This is a genomic window from Bacillus salitolerans, from assembly GCF_042680805.1.
GTDB lineage: Bacteria > Bacillota > Bacilli > Bacillales > SA4 > Bacillus_CJ > Bacillus_CJ salitolerans.
The window spans coordinates 16,784-36,574 of record NZ_JBHUEM010000023.1 but is presented as its reverse complement, the minus strand read 5'-3'; the positions used below and the strand labels follow the sequence as shown (position 1 = coordinate 36,574).

The window sequence follows — 19,791 nt, the reverse complement described above, 5'->3', positions numbered from 1 at the left end:
CGTAATTTTCTTCCAATAGCTTATAAAAAACCCTTTGGAACGAGATCCAAAGGGTTTTACTTATTCCTCTGATTTATAGCCATATTTCTCTAATTCAGCATAAATGGTTTTAAGTTTTGGATTTCCTTCCCCTACAATTTCATCGTTTATGACCACTACTGGATAAAACATTTCCTCTTCTATAACTCGCTCCGCAAACTCTGCTTTCTCTGAATCACTAGGTGGCTCGTTAATATCTATATAGGTTATGTCGAATGGTTGGTTCGGAAATTTTCTTGAAATGGCGGCTTGTAACCAGTCATATGTTTCTTTTGATGATGGTAAATTTACACAACTTGGACAGAGCACCGCAGCACCATATACACAAACCTCAACTTTTTCAAATGTCATGACTTCAACACTTCCCTTCAACCTTATTTTACCCAAATTAATAATAATTTCCTACTACTGAGTTTTCGATTCAACAGAATAGATTTTTGAGCTAAAAGTAATTATAATAAAAGTATGGAAAGGGGTTGATATTTTATGGAAATGAGAGAACAAGTTGCTGAAGTATTAGATAAACTTCGTCCATTCCTACTTCGTGATGGTGGGGATGTTGAATTAGTGGATATTGAAGATGGTATTGTAAAATTGCGACTTTTAGGTGCTTGCGGTAGTTGTCCAAGTTCGACGATTACATTAAAAGCAGGTATTGAAAGAGCTTTATTAGAAGAAGTTCCTGGAGTAATTGAAGTCGAACAAGTATTCTAATACTACTATTTAGCGCTCTCTATTCACTAGAGAGCGCTTTTTCTATGATTGACTACATCTATCACCGTTACACGTTTCTAGTATGTTAATTCTACTTCCGGATGTTTCAACCTGTAGTAGTTCAACTTTACAATGAAGATAAGAAAGTTCTTGTACGACACCTTCCCCAAAACCTTCCTGAACAAAAAGGAGAACAGTTGGTCCTGCACCACTTAATGTCATCCCATAAACATTTTTATTTTTACTCGAATAGTCTTCAAGTGTTTCCCATTTATTAACTAGGGGAGCACGGTATCCTTGATGAAAAAGGTCCTTTTTCATGACCTTACCCGCTAAGTCCCAATCCCCCTTTAATAGTGCTGCTACAAGCACATTACTATGGGCACTTCCTTGAATCGCATCCATAAATGGCAAACTTGCTGGAAGTACGCTTCTAGCATCTTTCGTTGAAACCGAATAAGAAGGAATAATGGCGACAATATCCACTGTTGAACAGTCAGATTTTACAACAACAGGTACTCCTTTTACAAAGGTCGTAATAACGAGCCCTCCGTACAATGATGCTGCTATATTATCTAAGTGGTTTTCCCATTTTAAAGCTGAGATGAGTTTTTGTTCGTTCGAGAGAGACAATTTTCCTATTGTATTTGCTAATTCAATTCCTGCAATGATTGCAGAACCACTACTTCCTAATCCTCGCGAAAGGGGGATATCGCTTTGGACGTCTATGTGTAACGGTTCTACTGTAACCCCGTAATCCTTACAGATACCACTATAAACTTGATAGATTAAGTTTTCCTCTCCTCTTTCCATTTCAAGTAGTAATTCACTAGATGTGGTAATGGACGATTCCTTTGACCTAGAAACTTTAAGAGATAAGTACTTATTAACAGCAAGCCCTATTGAATCAAACCCTGGTCCAAGATTTGCAGTACTTCCTGGGACGGTGATACAAATAGAATCATCCTCATACATGACTTACCACCCCTTTTAAATACCGCTGTATTTCTTCTCGATTATTGGACAAAGTTACGGGGCTTAAATCTTGAATTTCCATGGCATAAGCAGGATCTTTTAACCCATTCCCTGTCAACACGGCTACAACAGTAGTGCCCGCCTTTATTTTATCCCGCTTGCTGTCCTTTATAATTCCAGCAATGGATGCACATGACCCAGGCTCTGCAAAAATTCCTTCCTTTCGAGCAATAAGCTGATAAGCTTCGGTAATCTCTTGGTCTGTGACCTCTTCAAAGGCTCCTCCTGATTGACTAACTGCTTCAACTGCACCATTCCAACTAGCCGGATTACCGATTCTAATCGCAGTGGCAATTGTTTCAGGAACATCTACTTTTTGGTTACGCACTAATGGTGCAGCTCCACTTGCTTGGTACCCATACATTTTAGGTAAATATGTCCCATAGTGTTCATGATATTCTTTAAACCCTTTCCAATAAGCCGTAATATTCCCTGCATTCCCAACCGGAATCGCAAGAATATCTGGCGCCTTTGAAAGCTGATCACAAATTTCGAAGGATGCTGTTTTTTGACCTTCGATACGATAAGGATTTACTGAATTTACTAGTGTAATTTCCTCAGCGTTACATACCTGTTGCACGATAGCTAGTGCATCATCAAAGTTTCCATCAATCTGGATAATTTCTGCGCCATACATAAATGCCTGAGCAAGCTTTCCAGCTGCAATCTTTCCTTGCGGGATTACAATGATACACCTAAGACCTGCTCGGGCTGCATAAGCAGCTGCGGAGGCGGATGTATTCCCTGTCGATGCACACATTATCATCTTACTGCCGTGTTCCATTGCTTTGGCTACCGCTAAAACCATCCCTCGATCCTTAAATGATCCAGTCGGGTTCACTCCTTCCCACTTCACAAAGAAATTTATATTTAACATTGCTGAAAGATTCTGTAAATGAAGCAAAGGTGTATTGCCTTCACACAATGTCAGAGATGGAGTTTGTTCAGTCACAGGTAGAAAAGCTTCATATTCCTTTATTAATCCTCTCCAGAGTGACATTATTCTTCCCCCTCAACACGGTATGAGCTTAATATGCTGTCAATTACATCTAGCTGCTCAAATTCGTTGAATACTTCTTCATAGTTTTCATAGGAAGAACGGTATGTGATTAAAACGACCTCCGCAACACTTTTACTTTTTGGCTGTTGAAGGATACGCTCTAAACTAATTCCATGCTTAGCAAAAATGGATGTGATTTGTGCAAGTGCTCCTGGTTTGTCTTTTACTAAGATACGGAAGAAATATTTACGATCCATTTCAGCATTAGATTTTAGATCTTTTCCATATTGAGGTGTAATATAGCTTCTCCCCGTCGTACCGAGGCGTAAATTTTTGGCTGCTTCTAAGACATCTGATACAACTGCTGTTGCAGTTGGAAGACTTCCTGCCCCAGGTCCATAAAACATTGTCTCGCCTACAGCCTCTCCATATAAATAAACAGCATTAAACTCATTATGAACAGATGCAAGAGGATGTGAATTTGGTAGTAAAGTTGGTTCCACACTGATTTCAATCTTTTGGTGCTTTCTGTCACCAATACCTAACAATTTCAATGTATATCCAAGATTTTGAATATATTTGATATCTTCTAGTGAAACATGTCTTATCCCTTTTACATGTACATCACTTAAATCGATATTTGTTGAGAATGCGAGCCCTGATAAAATAGCCATTTTTCTTGCAGCATCTAATCCATCAATGTCAGAGCTAGGATCGCTTTCGGCAAAACCCTTTGCCTTTGCATCTTGAAGTACATCTCCAAAATCCTCATGGTTTTGTGACATTTTTGTAAGTATATAATTCGTTGTGCCATTAACAATGCCAACAACCCGATTAATTTCGTCTGAAGCTAAACCATGGGTAAGACTACGGATAATTGGAATTCCCCCACCAACACTTGCTTCATAAAATAAGTCACATTCATATTCATTTGCCAATTGAGCTAACTCAGCACCATGAAGAGCTATTAAATCTTTATTCGCTGTAATAACATGCTTTTTATTCTGTAATGCTTTCGTTACATACTGCTTCGCCTGCTCAATTCCCCCCATAACTTCCACGACGATATCAATTTCTGGATCATTTAAAATATCCTCAACATTGTCTGTTAAAACTTGAGGAGCAACCTCTAAATCTCTTTCCTTTTCTTTCGACTGAACCGCTACATGTTTTATGACTAACGGTGCTCCAACCTTATGTAAGAACTGCTCAGCATTTCTAGCAATTAGTCTCATAACACCACTTCCAACAGTTCCTAATCCTATCATTCCAATGACAATTGGCTTGTTCATTTTTCCTCTACTCCTTTTTGTTCATCTGAAATGTACATTTGTTTATTTATAATGGACATTATATAATGGGTCACTGGATAATAGCAATATATTTTTATGAATGCTTAACGAAATGTAGTTGCTCGAAAGGGAAGGTTTCTTTATGCATACTGTTTTTTGAAACAATTTTATAAAATATACGAACAAAAGGCTCAGGACGCCCCGTTTAGCCTAAGGCAGAGCTAATGTTCTGTCATAAAAAAAGGGTGGTTTTCCCTTATATTCTTGACAGGTTATTTGGCCAAGGGAAAAAATGATTTTTCTTTTTCCCTCGAGTAGGATGAAATGGCAAAGATCGTCGCCATTTCATCTTGACTGGTCGCTAGAGCTGGATTTAGTAGTACCAGTGTATAAACTAAACACCAGTAACTTTCTTATCTTACAAAAAAAAGAAGGGGTAAGTTCCCTCCTTTCTCATCCAATCCAATTTACTTTTGGTAAGTTCTGATACCTCACCCGCTGTGATAATGTAGCATGAATATTTTTTAATAACTGTTCATATTGAACCGATCTTTTTAGTATATTTTTTAATTCCAAAACTGATTCACTCTTAACCCCTTCATCATTTGTCCGATAATACCTTTCAATACATTCAAAATAATGTACTGGAAAAAGCAATCTTGAATACAGTAGTCTGTATGAAAAGGAGGAAAGAGGTGAAACAGACTCATATTCAGCTAGCATGTTATAGGCGTTTCGATTTTCCCTATTTTTTCCTGACCAAAAATCAGCACGAATCCATTCGACTAAGTCTCTACTTGGATGATCGAACACCCAATCAGTAGGCAGCTTCATAAATTCCTTCTCATTCCAACAATCACTCGAGAATCGATGATGACATACAGTCCCTGCATCAATCTCCTTTGGCTGATCATCTATTTCGGTATCCACTAAATATTGAATGGCGTTTTCTGTAAGACCAACATAATAAGGAAAGGATTCTATAAATAATCGTTCAAACGTTTCACCTGGGTGGTCTGTTAGCTTCTTCAGCCAAAATTGCTCCATCTGGTCAAGTCGTTTTTCCCAAAGATTTTTCCATTGTCCAATTCGAATTAGTTTTTGCACAGGAAAAGGGATACGGCGACCGTTATGATGAAACTTTGCTAACTCCGCACCGATTGAAGAATTTCTATAGGAAGCATTAGAAGGGCATTTCAATAAAACAAACATCCCCTCATCTGCTTTGCTAATAATTTCTCCTCTTTTGTTTTTTACAATGGTCGCAACATGCTGATCACCTTTATAATAGAAATAGTCACCTAGCTGCGATATCTCATCTAGTTCCCCTGGGTCAATATGCGACACTGGAACAACTAGATATGTACCATTTTTATATTTATATTTCTCAAAGCTTCGAAAGTTGCCTACGTGATCTACCTCTATGTTATATAAGCTTTGTAAATACTTTTTCATGGTTTCGCTCCCTCCTTCTGCTTATTTATATGAGCAAGTTAGGGAAAACTTGTAATAAAACTATTACTTTTTCGAATAAATTAGTAATCAACGGAAATTATGTAAGAGGTAGACGACAATAAAAAGAAGGGTGAATATGATGGAAAATCCTTATATAAGTGATTTAGAAACAACGGCAAGAGCATGGCTTAGTGAAAGAGGAGTGACAATAGAGGATATTGGTGATCTTGTATACTTTCTCCAAGTAAAATATCATCCAAATTTAACAAAGGAACTATGTATCCATAATGTAGAAAAAGTGCTTTCAAAACGCGAGGTTCAAAATGCAATCCTAACGGGAATACAGTTAGATCGATTGGCAGAACAAAAGGCACTCGAGGAACCCTTACAAACCTCTATTGAAATTGACGAAGGACTGTATGGAGTTGATGAGGTCATCGCCTTATCCATTGTGAATATATATGGTTCGATTGGCTTTACTAATTTTGGGTATATCGATAAACAAAAGCCGGGAATTCTTGAAAAACTAAACGACAAATCTTCCGGTAAATGCCATACCTTTTTAGATGATATTGTTGGGGCTATTGCGGCAGCTGCATCTAGCAGATTAGCTCATAGTGCAGCAGCAAATGAGGCCCAGGGGTAATAAGGAAAAAATTGTGCTAAGAAACATTTGGCTAGGTGCCAGTTTTGATTCAACACCGCAAGTTAAATAACCTGAAGCAAATAATGGAGGATCACTTCTAATTACTTCAGGTTATTCACTCTCACCTGTAGGTTCGCTCACATAAAAAGCCTATTTCCTTCCTTAGTATAACCGCGGGCTTCATACGGAAATTTTATTGCTTCAAATTCGATCAAGCCATTCCTTTAAAGAATGTACAACATAGGTAGGTTGCTCCTTCAACTCAAGTAGATGACGTGGAGTGGTGACACCCGTATGAACAAGAAGTGTGTCAAGCCCCGCATGGATGCCTGCTAAAATATCTGTATGATAATTATCCCCTATCATCAAAGTATCGTTAGTAGAAGTACCAAGTGTCTTTAATGCTTGATCCATAATAATCCTCTCAGGCTTACCGATAAAAATAGGGCTCACCTCTGTTGAAACAGTGACGACAGAGGTTAATGAACCGTTTCCAGGTAAAAGCCCTCTTTCAGTCGGGATCGCAATATCACCGTTTGTTGAAATAAATCTTGCTCCGTTTCTCACTGCCAGACAAGCATGAGCTAGTTTTTCGTAATTGATTTGTCTGTCAATCCCCATTACAACGAAATCTGGGGATTCTTCTTTCATACTAAATCCTTTCTCAACTAAAGCCTGTTTGATCCCCTCTTCTCCAACTACATATACAGATGCATCCTTCTTTAAATCATATATATAGTTAGCGGTTGCTTGACTAGTTGTAAACACTTGCTGTGGCTTTGCTGGAATATCAAAACTCCTCAATTTCTCGGAAACCTGCTCTGGTGTTTGAGACGAGTTATTCGTTACAAATAGATAAGGGATATTTTTCTGATGTAACGTTTGTACAAATTCACACGCATCTATAATCTTTTCTTTCCCACGATACATGGTACCGTCTAGATCAATTAAATAGCCTTTATATTCTTTCAAACTAGTCACCCTTTCTGCCTATATGTAAATCCTTGATGTATATTCTTTGGATATTCAGTTTGTTCTAGTGAAAAAATCGCTCCGGCTGGAAGCGATTAGCAAGATCTCCTATTTGTTATGTTGTTGAGGAATAAAAGCACTTACTGGACCTAATTCATTTAGTAGATAATTCCGAATTTTATCGGGGAAAACAGTAATCGCCTTCCATTCCTTCTCAATGGTTGCATGCAATTTTTGGTGATTCACATTCGTGTATTCTTGGACTAGGACCTTACGGAAAGATATCAATGATTTTAGTGAAAGGGCGTCTTCAGGTGATATAACCTTCTCATCCTCTAAAATATCAATAATGTCCTCATAGCTTCCTGGATCTCTCATGATAAATCCATCAATCATTGCATTCCCTACATCAAGGATTGATTCAATCATAAGGTGACCTATTCTTTCAAGAGCTGAACGATGAACTCCAGTATCCCACTGGTCAACCTCAGAAAATTGGTGTGTCAACTTTTCTAAATAGGTTAACGTCTCTTCTATCTTAGCTCGATCAACAAAATACATAATTCATTCATCCCTTCTTTCCTCATTCAACATTAAAAGGAAGACACCATACTAGGTAAAGCGTCTGGCTTGGCATAGAAATACCCTTGCGCTAAATCGACATTATTGCGAGAGAGAACCGATGCTTCTCCTTCTTTTTCAATTCCCTCTGCGACAACGATAGATCCAGTTTCTTTCGCTATTAACAACAAACCTTTCAACATAGATTCTTTTACCGTACATGTATCAATATTTTGAATGACCGATCGATCAATCTTTATAATATCGGGTAATACTTCACTAATTGTATGTAGACTTGCATAGCCTGCCCCTGTATCGTCAACGGCAATACGGAACCCCATCGATCGTAAAGATTGGATATTTTCAACGAAGTGCTTGTATCCTTGAATTGAATCGCGTTCAGTAATCTCAAGAATGATTTTATATGGATCAACCTGTCTGTACTTTGTTAACAATTTCTTCATAGATTTAAGAATTTCAGGATTTCCAAGACTAATCGGTGTAAGATTAATAAATACAAGATGAGGACATCCTGTTTTTATGATTTGTTCAAAGGCTTGCTCTAACACAATCATTTCTAAATTAAATAGTCTGTTTGTTTGCCTCGCCACTGAAAAGAGTTGAAGTGGACTTTCCAATGATGTACCTTTGGGACCCCTTGATAATATTTCCCACGCCTTAATTTGATTACTAGATACATCGATGATAGGCTGGGCAAGTAATTCAACATCCTTATTCTTTATAATTCTTGTCATCTCAAATACAAGCTCATTATATTTAGAATGAATTCTCTTTTCAGCCATAGCATCAGCTTGGCGATAGGCCCTATCAATCGCATCTTCAGCACTAGCTTCTATTTCTTCTATAAACATATAACCGGTATTAAGCTGGACAGGCATGTCTATATTCGAATGATGATGAAGGATATCCAATTTTGACATAATGTCATTAATAGAGATTTCCAAATCAATAAAGCCCTTCTTACTTTCCGGAAATTGAACAATAAGAGCAATTCCGTTGCTCGAATAATTGTGTAAAGATAAAATATTTTGATTTGGGAACACTTTTACAACAGAATCCTGTAAAGCTTGTCTAACAAATAGTTGGTATTGTTTACAGTGAGATATTCCAAATTGCTCAATTAGGTTTTGCAAATTTGAAATATTAAATACAATGACCGCTATTTGTTGACCATTTCTAAAGGATGCCTGAACCCCTTCAAGAATCGGGTTTCGTAGTACAAATGAGGGCGGGTAGAATCGTAGGTATTTCCGAGCAAGAAAAAGCTTACTCCATTTGCTTACTTGTTTGTTAATTGATTCCCAAAACCGCTGGGGCATAATTTTGGATCTCCCTTCCTGTTGCGGTAATGTCTTCTAATATTCTTTATTTTACCATAAAAACCAAAATACTTCGTTTTAGAATATAAAAAATTCTCGGTTCCTTTACACATGTATGTTTGAAAATGTTAAGATAGAAAGAGCAAAAATAGAAGAAGATTTGTCACGATGTAGGAGGATTAATATGTCAGAAAGATTATACTTATATGATGATATGGTTCAGACAAAAACGCGATTTGTAAGCTTTATGGGAGAAAATCATCGTTTTGATTTGGCGATTATTATGTCTGACCGTTATTACGGAAAAAAGCTTGTACTCGATATTCAAAGCGGTCGTTTTGCTATAATCGGACAAGATGATCTTGATGAACCTGGTTATTTAGAAGAGGCATACAACCTAAATGAAGAGGATGCCGAGGAGTTACGATCATTTTTATACGAAATTGTATAACATCAAATTTAGCCAACAGTACAAAAGGCTCAGGGCGTCCCGTTTAGCCTAAGGCAGAGCAAATGTTCTGGTATGAAAAAAAGGGTGATTTTCCCCTTTTTCTCATTTTGGTTTATTTTGACCTCGGTCGCCTTGTGCTGGAGCTGGATTCCAACTCACTAGCCCATTCTCTTGCTTAAAACTTTTATACTTTCCTAATAATAAAAAATAGCAATCGATATAATTCGATTGCTATTTTTTCACTTTACGTATTACAAAATACGAACAGCCAAAATTACAATACTCTAATAAATATTCTGATAAGGTACTGATTTTTGTATCATAGGTTGCCTTTTGATTTTGATCATCAAAGAAGCCTCTTAATCGAAGTTGATTATAACCCCAATCACCTACGATGTAGTCATATTTATTTAATATCTCACTATATCTCGCGCGAAAGGCTTCTTCATTAAATCCATTACGATAATTTTCTACTACCTCATATTGGATATTATTTAATACAATCATGTACTCACCTCTATGACCTATATTTTACCACATTTAGTACGTAAAAAAAGCTAATCTTAGAAATCTTAACTACCATATCTCGGATACAAAGAGATTTTTTATGCAGTGGAATTATACGATCCACGTAATAACAATTTTTTGAAGGAATGATTGTTCATCAACTAATCATCCCCAACAATTGCTACGTACAAAAAAACAGCTTTATGGTCAACCTACATATTGAGGGGGTGACGAAGTTGAAAAAACCACTTTTACTTGTAGGGATAGCCTTTTTATCACTACTTACAGCTTGTCAATACGAAGCTTTTTCAGATGATGAAGAGTTTTATTCAGAGAATGGAAAAGCGATTCATTTAACGGAACGTAATGAAACGTATAATGAAAATAATTTACGAGATGGCAAAGATAACGACATCGGAACAAAATTTGGATTTGTTCGTCATCAGAAAAGTCCAATTCCTGGTGATCGGGATGAATATTATTTTGATGATATGCCAGCACTAGACCGTGAAAAGGTCGCGGATATTATTAGTAAAATGGCTGTTCTATTACCGAATGTCAATGATGTAGCGACATTGGTGACTGATGAAGAGGTTTTAGTTGCCTATGAAACTGATTCCGCCAATCGCTTTGAAACAGCCGACCAAATAAAGAAAACAGCTATTTCTGTAGTACCTCGTTACTTTCACGTGTATGTATCAGATAATCCTCGAATGATAAGAGAAATTGAAAAATATGGCCAATTGGACTCAAACAGCCGTGATATTGACTCGATTCTGGATGTAACGATAAAGGAAATGCTAAATGATCCACAGGGTCGTAAATTAAATGATGGTGAAAATGCTAATGGGGAAGCAATTAATGAAATCAATGAAGGTAATGATGAGGATTTAAATCAAAGTAATCCTGGCAAATCCCCTGTGAATATGTACAATAGAGATGCTCGGAACACAAACAATCGTTAAAGTGAAAAAGTCCAACTCTAATGAGTTGGACTTTTTAGTAACCGTAATACTTTCCTAGAATGATTTCTAGGAAAGTCTACAATTATGCCTGTTGTTTAGCAGCATTCACTTGTTCATCCGCGTGATAAGAGGATCTCACTAGTGGACCTGATTCACAATGGCTAAAGCCTTTACTTAAGGCAATCTCTTTCAATTCTTGGAATTCTTCTGGTGTGTAATATTTTTCTACTTTTAAATGCTTTTTAGTTGGTTGTAAATATTGACCAATTGTCATAATATCAACATTGTTAGCACGCAAATCATCCATCGTCTCGATGATTTCTTCCTTCGTTTCACCCAATCCAATCATGATACTTGATTTTGTTGGAATATCAGGTTGCATTTCTTTTGCTCTTCTTAAGAACTCTAACGAACGTTCATATTTTGCTCTTGCTCGAACTCGGTCTGATAACCTTCTAACCGTCTCAATGTTGTGGTTAAGAATATCTGGACGCGCATCCATAAGTAATTTTAAATTCTCATATACACCGTTCATATCCGATGGAAGAACTTCTATAGATGTTGTTGGGTTTTTTCTTCTTACAGCATGAACTGTCTCTGCAAATACAGCCGCACCGCCATCCTTTAAATCATCCCTCGCTACAGCTGTTATTACGGCATGCTTTAAGCCCATAATACGAACACTATCTGCTACACGTTCTGGTTCTTTCCAATCAAGTTCATTCGGAAGACCTGTTTTTACGGCACAAAAACGACAAGCTCTTGTACAAACATCTCCTAATATCATAAAAGTGGCTGTTTTGCGAATTGCCCAGCATTCGTGAATATTAGGACATCTAGCCTCTTCACATACTGTATGTAAATTGTGCTCACGCATCATTTTCTTTAAACCTGTATAATTCTCATTCGTATTAAGCTTAATTTTTAACCATTCCGGCTTTCTAACATACTCTTCCTTCTTGGCCATCATTATCACTCCTATATCCGAAATCAACTTTTATGAAAAGTTGAAAACACCATTACTTTTTAAGCTAAGTTACTAGTCCTAATATCCTGTACTCACTTTACCATAACACAAGGAATTAAGCCAACATTGACTTCTAGTTAAATCTCTATTTTTATGGTCCATGGAGAGTTTCCAATAATTCGCATTTATGAATTGACAGCAACTAAAACAAACTAACATTATGAGAAAATCAGCTAATGTTCGATTCCCGAACATATTAAGAAAGGAGCTTAACTAGTGAAAAGATTAATTGTATTACTACTAGTCTTTTCCATTATTTCCCCATCAATTGTTTCGGCATCTTCTGATGAACAAGCCAAGCTTTATGAGAGAAGAATGGAATTATATAAAAAATTCGAAACGATTACTCATATTCCTTGGTATTACCTAGCTGCAATCGACCAATATGAACGTAACTTACGCTATTCACGTAAAGATCTCCCTAAACCAGAAGGAGCTATTGGGATTCATTTTTCAAAAGAGGAATGGAGTGGGCCACTAAACCCAGTTCAAGAGGATACAAGTCCCTCTACAATTAGCATCTTTGGAGGAGTAGGTCAAGACGGAAATGGGGATGGCACTGCCAATCGTTTAGATGATGAAGATGTCCTATATACAATGGCGCAATATATTCAAAGCTATGGTACTGATCATGATAATATAAAAATTGCGTTGTGGGATTATTACCAGCGTGATAAAACAATAGACCTTATTTTAGGGCATATGAAAATTTATAAGCATTTTGGCACATTAGATCTTGATAAGCATGCTTTTCCAGTTCCGCTCCGTAGTAACCATAGTTATAAAAACACATGGGGTGATCGACGTGGCTGGGGTGGACTACGTATCCATGAAGGCACTGATATTTTTGCCGGTTACGGTGTCCCAGTTCGTGCAACCACTTACGGTATTGTAGAAATTAAAGGCTGGAACCGATTTGGTGGCTGGAGAATTGGAATTCGTGATTTAAATAATACTTACCACTACTATGCTCATCTTAATGGATTTGCCAAAGGTATTGAAGTTGGACAGATTGTCGAACCTGGGATGATTATTGGATCTGTAGGTAGCTCTGGATATGGCCCACCTGGAACAGCTGGTAAGTTTCCACCACACTTACACTATGGCATGTATAAAGATAATGGATATTCTGAATGGTCTTTTGACCCTTATCCTCACCTTAGAGCATGGGCAAGAGAAGAACGAAACAGAAAGTAAAAAATCGACAGGTCACTAAGACCTGTCGATTTTATTTCTAAGCATTTGATTTTGCTTTTTTCACAGCATGTGTAATGCTTACTGCTAATCCACCCCAAATAATAACAATCCCAACAATCATCATAACGATTGCACTTCCGCCCATTATTGAGATACCTCCTTATTTTCAGGGATTTTAAGCTCATCCTTATCCCACTTAAAGAATGTAAAGACGAATCCAAGAACGATAGCTCCGATTGCCACAATCCATCCAGAAGATAGTAGGAATGATAAATCATAACCTCCGTAGTACGTTTCTGGATTTAGGTTGGTGCGAATATTTTTAAACATCATGTAGCCTAGTACCGCTGGAGTTATAATTCCTAGGCACACCTTCCACCATGTACCAAGCGCGATATCAGAAACACCATTTGCATGAGTCTGAAGGTTCTTAAGCTCTTTCGCAAACCAAGCAATTGCAATAACTTGAACTAATCCTGATAATGCTACACCAAAGCTATTAATAAAGTAATCAGCAACATCTAAGAAGTATAATCCACCTTTTGTTGCAAATAGAATGGAGATTACAGCTGATAACCCTCCACCGAAGAGAACCGCTTTAGTACGGGATACTTTGAACTTATCTTGAACCCCTGCTACAAATGTCTCAACAATCGAGATTAGCGAGCTGAGACCTGCTAATACGAGAGAACCAAAGAATAAGAACCCGAAAAGACCGTTTAATGCAGGGAATTCATTAATGATTTGCGGGAAAACCACAAACGCTAACCCTACCCCAGCACTTACAACATCTTCTACTGCCATATTACTTTGGGCAGCCATAAATCCTAATGCACTAAATACTCCAATTCCAGCTAATAACTCAAATGCAGAGTTACCAAAACCAGTAATGAATGCGTTGTTCGTAATATCAGACTTTTTAGGTAAATAGCTTGAATACGTAATCATAATGGCAAAAGCTATCGATAAACTGAAGAAGATCTGACCGTAAGCTGCTACCCAAACTTTCCCATCCATTATACTATCCCAGCTAGGAGTGAAGAAAGCATTTAATCCTTCAGCTGCACCATCTAGTGTAATGGCACGGATAACAATAATAGTAAATAGTACAACTAGTGTAGGAATGAAAATACGGTTCGCGACCTCAATTCCCTTTTTAATCCCTTTAAATAACACTCCAAGAGTAACTGCCCAAACAATTAGTAATGGTAAGAATACTCCAGGAACTAACCCACCAATTTGACCTGGTGTCTCCGCTAGCTGTAAGTAGTTGCTAAATAAAAATCCTTCTGTGTCACTACCCCATTTTAGGTTAAATGAAAAGACGGTATAAGATAATGCCCAAGCTATAATAACCGCATAGTAGGTTGAGATGACAAAAGAAACAGCTACCTGCCACCAGCCAATCCATTCCAATTTTTTGTTCATTCTTCCGTAAGAAAGTGGTGCTGAGCCACGGTACTTATGGCCCATCGTAAACTCAAGAATTAATAGTGGGATACCGGCTGTTAAAAGTGCAAACAAATAAGGAATAAAGAATGCGCCTCCACCATTTTCATAAGCAGTTGCAGGGAATCTCCAAATGTTTCCTAACCCTATCGCGGACCCTACAGCTGCTAAAATAAATCCTGCTCTCGTTCCCCATTGAGGACGATTACTCATACTTTTGACCTCCTTTTTTCGTTACCAACGACCTACTTTACTAGATGTTGGAAACTTTCAACAATTCTGATTATTTAATATATAGTTAGTATATCCACAGATTATGTATATGTAAAGACAAACTTTATAAAAAAAACTTTCATTTTAATAACATTTTCCAAGATTTAGCTCATTTCTGTTTTCACCACTTCCCTCATGAAATGGAGAATTCCTAGTCATACTAGAAGTAAGAGGTGTTATTCTAGTGAAAATATTATTATTGTTATTACTTATTTTTCCCCATCTTCAAGTATCAACGGAGGAAAATTTTACTGTTCATTTTAATGGTGAAATCATTGCATCAGTTAGTAGAAATGATTTTGCAACTACACATCCAGATATTCCTATCATTGATGACGAAAAATTTTATCAATTCATCCTTGATTTGGAGGAGAAGGTTTACATAGCTCCAGTCGATGCTAAAATTGACGAGGCTGGTTCTATTCAAAAGGAGCAGGCTGGTCGAAGATTGCACCATCAAAAACTACTAGAAGCATTCCATCAGTATTATTATGGAGATGGACCTCGATTAATAGAGGTCCCAACGTTAACCATTTACCCTAAAGTTGACAGTGAACTGCTCGCTTCTATAAAAGTAAAGCGAATTGGTCAATATATGACTTATTTCAATAGTAGAAACAAAACCCGAACTCACAACATTGGTCTCGCTACCGAGTCTATCAATAATCATGTTGTTTTTCCTGGAGAAGTATTCTCTTTTAATGGGGTTGTTGGAAAAAGAACTAAAGAACGAGGATATCTCCCTGCCCCGATTATTGTAAAGGGGGAATTGTCTGAAGGAATTGGAGGAGGAATTTGTCAGGTTTCCTCCACACTTTTTAATGCTGTGGACCAGGCAGGTGTAAAGATAGTAAAACGATACTCACATAGTAAACGTGTACCATATGTTCCACCAGGGCGGGATGCTACAGTTAGTTGGTATGGACCTGATTTTACGTTCAAAAATAACTACAATCAACCTATTTTAATACGAGCAAAATCAATGGAAGGTAGAGTATATATATCGATATATTCATCGGAAGCCATTAACTACGAGCCCCGAAATGTCCCGAGTGCCTCAAGTGCAGATTTTGAGGAGGAGTTGTTATATAAGGAGTATTTTGAATAATTTCGATGTCAAAATGACTGAACAAGATTGCATATGTAGGTTGAAATAATGGAATCCCTATATGAAATTCATTCACCGAACAAAAGGCGCAAGCACCCCGTTTAGCCTAAGGTAGAGCAGATGTTTCTAAATGAGAAAAGAGGTGCTTTTCCCCTTTTTCTCATTTAGAGTAATTTGACCTCGAGTGGCTGGGCGCTGGAGCTGGTTTACTATAGTACATTGTACTAAGATACAATCATGTTTATCATTTCTTATTCATTTACAAAAACTTGGCTTGCGCCAAGTCCTTGGGTATTAAATCTATCTTCTTTGGAAATATTTGTTACCTTTAAATATTCCAGTCATACTTATATTTTCCTTTTTTTTCAAAATACTCTTTGAAGATAGAGGTACTTTTTAATCAAACGGTATTATATATGATCAATATATAATTTAAATAACCAATGTTAGTTTAGTAAACTATATCTTGTTTAAGCTTTTAGAATACCATTTCTTATAAAATCTCCGTGTTTTCATCAATGTTCTCTCGATATGATTGAATATATAGTAGGAGTTTCTTCCTTAAGCCCCTTAAACTGTCATTTACTAGGTCTTTTTCATCAATATCAACAGACCTAACCAATCTCGCTAACGCGAAATAATGATGAAATACTTTGAAAATTTCTATGTGTTTCAGTACCCTTTCATCTAGAGCTGTCTCATGCTTATACCCTTCTATAAAAGAGTCAAACATCCTACCTTCCAGCTTCTCTAAATCTCTTAATGCATACACGATGTCCGCAACATACCAATTTCTAGAGCAATCATCAAAATCTAATATTGAAACCTCATTGTTATTCCATATGATATTATCTAATTCAAAGTCAAAATGAATCGACCCATAATTTTCATTCGAGACAGGAATAGCTTTCATTTTTTCAACGAGAACCCGAAGACCCTCTTTTTCATTAGAAGTTAAGTAGGGCTGAATATGTTCCACTTGATCAAACCAGCTTTTTCGATGAAGTGTAAATTCATCAGGCATTGTTTTAAAAATATGATGTAACCTCCCTAAAGCACGGCCCCATGAATAATAATCCTCTTCTTTTAAGTTTTCAATATCCCAATGGTTCCCTTCTAGAGCTTCAAATACAACTGAATAAAACAGACCATGATCTGTATCAACGGATTCTATTAGCTGATTATGTCTCGATATTTCTGGTAAGGCGACCTTCACACCATGTTCATGTAAGTAATTTACTATTCTTAATTCATCATGTATTTCGTCAAAATTTCGTTCCGAGGAGTGATTAAATCTAAGGAAATATCGTTTACCATCTCTCTTAAACACAAAAATAAAATTGGCACTTCCCCGGTAGTAATAGACACTTCCCTCATCATATCCCCATCTTGTGAGAATGGTTTCTGCAATGGCACTTCTCCAATTTTCATCTACCGTTTTCACGATTTTGTTCATCATACTTAGTTTTAACATACGATTCATCTCCAATTTTTATTGATTCTATTTTTTCAATAAGTAATGGAGCCTTTCATGCAATAAAAATGACCAAGAAGATACCTCTTGGCCTGAAAGATTTTTTTATGATGTAAAAAGCTCAGGACCATACCTGTCCTCGGGCTACATAGAAGAGAAATCGATTGGTGAGGACAGATACTTTGAATACTTATTGGTTTCAACAAACATCTATCATCACCCCTTTCATTATTACTTTTAGTATATACCACATTTTGGAATATGACTAGTCCTACGTAGTCACAACATTATTTAAATGTAACTAGATTGTCACCTTTTTATCACAGGAAAGTTGAAATACTAAGAGAATTCATAGGATAAGGAGGCGATCTTATGATTAAGATGCAGTATAAAACTGTCGCACATCGTTGGTTCAATGAGTATTTTACTAAAGGAGACTTACAAGTCCTAGATGAACTGACCACCGAGGATTTTATCTATCATTCCCGTCGTGGTGAGAACACACGCGAAAAAATGAAGGATTTTATGGTTTGGTATCGCAAGGTGTTTCAAGACGATGAATGGACCATTGAGGATATGATCGAACAAAATGATAAGCTTGTCGTTCGTTATACAGGATGGATGACCTATAAAGGTGGTTGGTTTAATATTCCACCCGAGAACCAGCGAGTCAAAGAAACTGGAATCATGATCTTTCAATTTTCAAATGGAAAAGTTTGCAGGCTATGGTGTGAAAACAGTGATGCAGCTATCCTTTTTGAGCTTGGTGCCTTAAAACAGAATACACATGAAATTTTCTAAAAGGACTGAATGAACTTTGGATAATAATTCAATTTATGTGAATTGGGATGAAAACTATGTGAAGCTCACATGGATTCCTGTAAAGGTGCTGCCTGATCCTTCAAAGATTACTAGTGTTCATGGACTCTGTTTCGAGAAAGGAAAAATGGTAGTAGTTCATGTAAAAGGAAGAGGGTTTAATAACCCCGGCGGTCACATTGAAAAAGGAGAAACACCAGAAGAAGCCTTCCACCGAGAAGCGTATGAAGAAGCTTCTGTTAGAGGCAACATTCAATTAGTTGGAATGATTGAAGTAAGTCATGAAGAAAATCCCTTGTATGACCAAAACGGAAAATATCCTCTAATCGGATACCAACTGTATTACCGAATGGATATCATAGAGTGTCTACCCTTTCAAAGAGAGCATGAAACCACTTGTAGAATATGGGTTGAACCAGAGGAGTATCCTTATATTATAGATGATCATGAGCTCTCATTACTTGCCTTAAAGGAAGCCCTTCGAATGAAAAATTGAATAACACACATATTAAGAGGTAGTTAGAACTTCACTCAATTTTTTCCATAGGAGGAATAATGAATGGAAGGCAACGAAAACCATCCAAAACAAGTAGATTTTGATCCAATCGTCTGTGAATCTGTGGAAGAAGATGATTACTTTTGGAATGAGCTTCACACAATCGTGGAAGACGGCGTGGAGGCAAGTATAGAGGAATAGACAACCTTCAGACGAATCAAGAGAATGAATATTTTAGAAGTTAATTATGAGAAAAATCTACCTACTACCTAATAAAGGGCTATCAAAAAGTCACGTAACTGACCTTTGATAACCCTTTTATTTTTTGGTTCTTATTGTTGTTATATTTATCTGGTGGGTTTGACCCTTTTCTCGTGTTGTACGAAGCTTGCTTGATGCTATGCACCTGCAGTGTCTCCCTTACTCCGTACCTCACCAGGATTCTACGCGCTGATATCTAGCATTAATGTCTTACCATCTGCCTCACCATAAGGAACATCTGAGAAAAAGTTGGTAAATCAAAAATATTCATTGTCATCTCCCCAATATTTTATTTAAATAGCTCTCCAAATGAATACCAGCCTTTTGAGAGGTTCTCGGTGCACAAAGATTATAATCCATTACCTTCTTATTTATCGCCTGAATCGTCCTTTTAATGTTGTACTCATCTTTATAAAAAGCCAGATCAGATTTCAAACGATCGATCTCCCGTCCAAGCTCCACCCATCTTGGTAGCACTTCATTATCCTTTAATACTTTGTTTAATTGTTTATCAGGGTTGTAGCTTAAATCATAATCTGTGTTTAGCTCTTTTCCCTTTATTTCATCAAACTGTCCTTCTTTTTCTGCTCTCCGAACTATGCTTGTAATATGGTCTTCATAAAACCAAGTGAAATTACTAGTGGATTGATCAGACATCATAATGTTTTTTGCTTTTTCTCTAGAGCCAATCTCATCTTTTTTCATATAAT

23 protein-coding genes are annotated in these 19,791 nt (G+C 37.0%); 9 read left to right on the top strand and 14 right to left on the bottom strand.

All coding sequences use genetic code 11. The annotated features are described in order from the left end of the window. Positions 1-60: 60 nt before the first annotated feature. A complete protein-coding gene (locus ACFSCX_RS14595) occupies positions 61-390 on the bottom strand; it encodes a YuzD family protein (protein ID WP_377928982.1) in 330 nt (109 codons plus the stop codon). Positions 391-525: 135 nt separating this feature from the next. Between ACFSCX_RS14595 and ACFSCX_RS14590 the strand changes: the two genes are divergently transcribed. Then, positions 526-753, top strand: coding sequence for a NifU family protein (locus ACFSCX_RS14590; RefSeq protein WP_377928981.1), 228 nt, complete (start codon positions 526-528; stop codon positions 751-753). Positions 754-795: 42 nt separating this feature from the next. On the opposite strand, the gene thrB is transcribed toward ACFSCX_RS14590, so the two are convergent. From thrB to yutH, 4 genes are all read right to left on the bottom strand, one after another. Further along, positions 796-1,728 carry a homoserine kinase gene (thrB, locus tag ACFSCX_RS14585; protein ID WP_377928980.1) on the bottom strand — a complete coding sequence of 311 codons (933 nt, stop codon included), beginning with the start codon at positions 1,726-1,728 and terminating at the stop codon, positions 796-798. Next, positions 1,721-2,788 (bottom strand): threonine synthase, encoded by a 1,068-nt coding sequence (gene thrC, locus ACFSCX_RS14580; RefSeq protein ID WP_377928979.1) that lies wholly within the window; start codon positions 2,786-2,788, stop codon positions 1,721-1,723. The genes thrB and thrC overlap by 8 nt, the downstream gene beginning before the upstream one ends. Then, the gene (locus ACFSCX_RS14575) at positions 2,788-4,080 is read right to left on the bottom strand and encodes a homoserine dehydrogenase (protein WP_377928978.1); all 1,293 of its coding nucleotides are present in this window, start codon (positions 4,078-4,080) and stop codon (positions 2,788-2,790) included. Before ACFSCX_RS14575 ends, thrC begins: the two co-directional genes overlap by 1 nt. Before the next feature lie 453 nt (positions 4,081-4,533). Then, positions 4,534-5,535 (bottom strand): spore coat putative kinase YutH, encoded by a 1,002-nt coding sequence (yutH, locus tag ACFSCX_RS14570; protein WP_377928977.1) that lies wholly within the window; start codon positions 5,533-5,535, stop codon positions 4,534-4,536. Between the two features lie 136 nt (positions 5,536-5,671). Here yutH and ACFSCX_RS14565 point away from each other — a divergent pair, with 136 nt between their 5' ends. After that, positions 5,672-6,181 carry a phosphatidylglycerophosphatase A family protein gene (locus tag ACFSCX_RS14565; protein WP_377928976.1) on the top strand — a complete coding sequence of 170 codons (510 nt, stop codon included), beginning with the start codon at positions 5,672-5,674 and terminating at the stop codon, positions 6,179-6,181. 201 nt (positions 6,182-6,382) lie between these two features. Here the strand turns inward: ACFSCX_RS14565 and ACFSCX_RS14560 are convergent, their stop codons facing one another. The 3 genes from ACFSCX_RS14560 to ACFSCX_RS14550 form a co-directional block, all read right to left on the bottom strand. Beyond that, positions 6,383-7,153 (bottom strand): TIGR01457 family HAD-type hydrolase, encoded by a 771-nt coding sequence (locus ACFSCX_RS14560; protein ID WP_377928975.1) that lies wholly within the window; start codon positions 7,151-7,153, stop codon positions 6,383-6,385. Between the two features lie 108 nt (positions 7,154-7,261). Next, on the bottom strand, positions 7,262-7,714 hold the full coding sequence (hepT, locus tag ACFSCX_RS14555; protein ID WP_377928974.1) for a type VII toxin-antitoxin system HepT family RNase toxin: 453 nt from the start codon (positions 7,712-7,714) through the stop codon (positions 7,262-7,264). Between the two features lie 32 nt (positions 7,715-7,746). Next, positions 7,747-9,054: an EAL domain-containing protein gene (locus tag ACFSCX_RS14550; RefSeq protein WP_377928973.1), complete on the bottom strand. Its 1,308-nt coding sequence runs from the start codon at positions 9,052-9,054 to the stop codon at positions 7,747-7,749. Between the two features lie 184 nt (positions 9,055-9,238). Here ACFSCX_RS14550 and ACFSCX_RS14545 point away from each other — a divergent pair, with 184 nt between their 5' ends. After that, entirely contained in the window at positions 9,239-9,505 is a 267-nt protein-coding gene (locus tag ACFSCX_RS14545) for a DUF3055 domain-containing protein (protein WP_377928972.1), read from the top strand. A 231-nt stretch (positions 9,506-9,736) separates the two neighbouring features. Here ACFSCX_RS14545 and ACFSCX_RS14540 read toward each other — a convergent pair whose 3' ends face one another. After that, positions 9,737-10,012 (bottom strand): YutD family protein, encoded by a 276-nt coding sequence (locus ACFSCX_RS14540; RefSeq protein ID WP_377928971.1) that lies wholly within the window; start codon positions 10,010-10,012, stop codon positions 9,737-9,739. A 236-nt stretch (positions 10,013-10,248) separates the two neighbouring features. On the opposite strand from ACFSCX_RS14540, the gene ACFSCX_RS14535 reads away from it, so the two are divergent. Continuing rightward, positions 10,249-10,977, top strand: a complete 729-nt coding sequence (locus ACFSCX_RS14535; protein WP_377928970.1) for a YhcN/YlaJ family sporulation lipoprotein — start codon at positions 10,249-10,251, stop codon at positions 10,975-10,977. A gap of 82 nt (positions 10,978-11,059) precedes the next feature. Here the strand turns inward: ACFSCX_RS14535 and lipA are convergent, their stop codons facing one another. Continuing rightward, positions 11,060-11,944 carry a lipoyl synthase gene (lipA, locus tag ACFSCX_RS14530; RefSeq protein ID WP_377928969.1) on the bottom strand — a complete coding sequence of 295 codons (885 nt, stop codon included), beginning with the start codon at positions 11,942-11,944 and terminating at the stop codon, positions 11,060-11,062. Between the two features lie 276 nt (positions 11,945-12,220). Between lipA and ACFSCX_RS14525 the strand changes: the two genes are divergently transcribed. After that, positions 12,221-13,201: a M23 family metallopeptidase gene (locus ACFSCX_RS14525; protein WP_377928968.1), complete on the top strand. Its 981-nt coding sequence runs from the start codon at positions 12,221-12,223 to the stop codon at positions 13,199-13,201. Between the two features lie 37 nt (positions 13,202-13,238). On the opposite strand, the gene ACFSCX_RS14520 is transcribed toward ACFSCX_RS14525, so the two are convergent. Both ACFSCX_RS14520 and ACFSCX_RS14515 read right to left on the bottom strand, forming a co-directional pair. Next, positions 13,239-13,346: a methionine/alanine import family NSS transporter small subunit gene (locus ACFSCX_RS14520; protein ID WP_377928967.1), complete on the bottom strand. Its 108-nt coding sequence runs from the start codon at positions 13,344-13,346 to the stop codon at positions 13,239-13,241. Beyond that, entirely contained in the window at positions 13,346-14,863 is a 1,518-nt protein-coding gene (locus tag ACFSCX_RS14515; RefSeq protein WP_377928966.1) for a sodium-dependent transporter, read from the bottom strand. The genes ACFSCX_RS14520 and ACFSCX_RS14515 overlap by 1 nt, the downstream gene beginning before the upstream one ends. 244 nt (positions 14,864-15,107) lie before the next feature. Between ACFSCX_RS14515 and ACFSCX_RS14510 the strand changes: the two genes are divergently transcribed. Continuing rightward, positions 15,108-16,031, top strand: coding sequence for a VanW family protein (locus ACFSCX_RS14510; protein ID WP_377928965.1), 924 nt, complete (start codon positions 15,108-15,110; stop codon positions 16,029-16,031). Positions 16,032-16,524: 493 nt separating this feature from the next. On the opposite strand, the gene ACFSCX_RS14505 is transcribed toward ACFSCX_RS14510, so the two are convergent. After that, the gene (locus ACFSCX_RS14505; RefSeq protein WP_377928964.1) at positions 16,525-17,505 is read right to left on the bottom strand and encodes a phosphotransferase enzyme family protein; all 981 of its coding nucleotides are present in this window, start codon (positions 17,503-17,505) and stop codon (positions 16,525-16,527) included. Positions 17,506-17,877: 372 nt separating this feature from the next. On the opposite strand from ACFSCX_RS14505, the gene ACFSCX_RS14500 reads away from it, so the two are divergent. From ACFSCX_RS14500 to ACFSCX_RS14490, 3 genes are all read left to right on the top strand, one after another. After that, positions 17,878-18,306 (top strand): ester cyclase, encoded by a 429-nt coding sequence (locus tag ACFSCX_RS14500; protein WP_377928963.1) that lies wholly within the window; start codon positions 17,878-17,880, stop codon positions 18,304-18,306. A gap of 58 nt (positions 18,307-18,364) precedes the next feature. Next, positions 18,365-18,820 (top strand): NUDIX hydrolase, encoded by a 456-nt coding sequence (locus ACFSCX_RS14495; protein WP_377928962.1) that lies wholly within the window; start codon positions 18,365-18,367, stop codon positions 18,818-18,820. A 63-nt stretch (positions 18,821-18,883) separates the two neighbouring features. Beyond that, positions 18,884-19,021: a hypothetical protein gene (locus tag ACFSCX_RS14490; protein WP_377928961.1), complete on the top strand. Its 138-nt coding sequence runs from the start codon at positions 18,884-18,886 to the stop codon at positions 19,019-19,021. 333 nt (positions 19,022-19,354) lie between these two features. Here ACFSCX_RS14490 and ACFSCX_RS14485 read toward each other — a convergent pair whose 3' ends face one another. Continuing rightward, a complete protein-coding gene (locus tag ACFSCX_RS14485) occupies positions 19,355-19,786 on the bottom strand; it encodes a DnaJ family domain-containing protein (protein WP_377928960.1) in 432 nt (143 codons plus the stop codon). Positions 19,787-19,791 lie beyond the last annotated feature (5 nt).

Bases quoted from the DNA above. Each gene is read 5' to 3' on its own strand.
- ACFSCX_RS14595 (WP_377928982.1), bottom strand. From the start codon at position 390: ATGACATTTGAAAAAGTTGAGGTTTGTGTATATGGTGCTGCGGTGCTC.
- ACFSCX_RS14590 (WP_377928981.1), top strand. From the start codon at position 526: ATGGAAATGAGAGAACAAGTTGCTGAAGTATTAGATAAACTTCGTCCA.
- thrB (WP_377928980.1), bottom strand. From the start codon at position 1,728: ATGTATGAGGATGATTCTATTTGTATCACCGTCCCAGGAAGTACTGCA.
- thrC (WP_377928979.1), bottom strand. From the start codon at position 2,788: ATGTCACTCTGGAGAGGATTAATAAAGGAATATGAAGCTTTTCTACCT.
- ACFSCX_RS14575 (WP_377928978.1), bottom strand. From the start codon at position 4,080: ATGAACAAGCCAATTGTCATTGGAATGATAGGATTAGGAACTGTTGGA.
- yutH (WP_377928977.1), bottom strand. From the start codon at position 5,535: ATGAAAAAGTATTTACAAAGCTTATATAACATAGAGGTAGATCACGTA.
- ACFSCX_RS14565 (WP_377928976.1), top strand. From the start codon at position 5,672: ATGATGGAAAATCCTTATATAAGTGATTTAGAAACAACGGCAAGAGCA.
- hepT (WP_377928974.1), bottom strand. From the start codon at position 7,714: ATGTATTTTGTTGATCGAGCTAAGATAGAAGAGACGTTAACCTATTTA.
- ACFSCX_RS14550 (WP_377928973.1), bottom strand. From the start codon at position 9,054: ATGCCCCAGCGGTTTTGGGAATCAATTAACAAACAAGTAAGCAAATGG.
- ACFSCX_RS14545 (WP_377928972.1), top strand. From the start codon at position 9,239: ATGTCAGAAAGATTATACTTATATGATGATATGGTTCAGACAAAAACG.
- ACFSCX_RS14540 (WP_377928971.1), bottom strand. From the start codon at position 10,012: ATGATTGTATTAAATAATATCCAATATGAGGTAGTAGAAAATTATCGT.
- lipA (WP_377928969.1), bottom strand. From the start codon at position 11,944: ATGGCCAAGAAGGAAGAGTATGTTAGAAAGCCGGAATGGTTAAAAATT.
- ACFSCX_RS14520 (WP_377928967.1), bottom strand. From the start codon at position 13,346: ATGGGCGGAAGTGCAATCGTTATGATGATTGTTGGGATTGTTATTATT.
- ACFSCX_RS14515 (WP_377928966.1), bottom strand. From the start codon at position 14,863: ATGAGTAATCGTCCTCAATGGGGAACGAGAGCAGGATTTATTTTAGCA.
- ACFSCX_RS14505 (WP_377928964.1), bottom strand. From the start codon at position 17,505: ATGTTAAAACTAAGTATGATGAACAAAATCGTGAAAACGGTAGATGAA.
- ACFSCX_RS14500 (WP_377928963.1), top strand. From the start codon at position 17,878: ATGATTAAGATGCAGTATAAAACTGTCGCACATCGTTGGTTCAATGAG.
- ACFSCX_RS14490 (WP_377928961.1), top strand. From the start codon at position 18,884: ATGGAAGGCAACGAAAACCATCCAAAACAAGTAGATTTTGATCCAATC.
- ACFSCX_RS14485 (WP_377928960.1), bottom strand. From the start codon at position 19,786: ATGAAAAAAGATGAGATTGGCTCTAGAGAAAAAGCAAAAAACATTATG.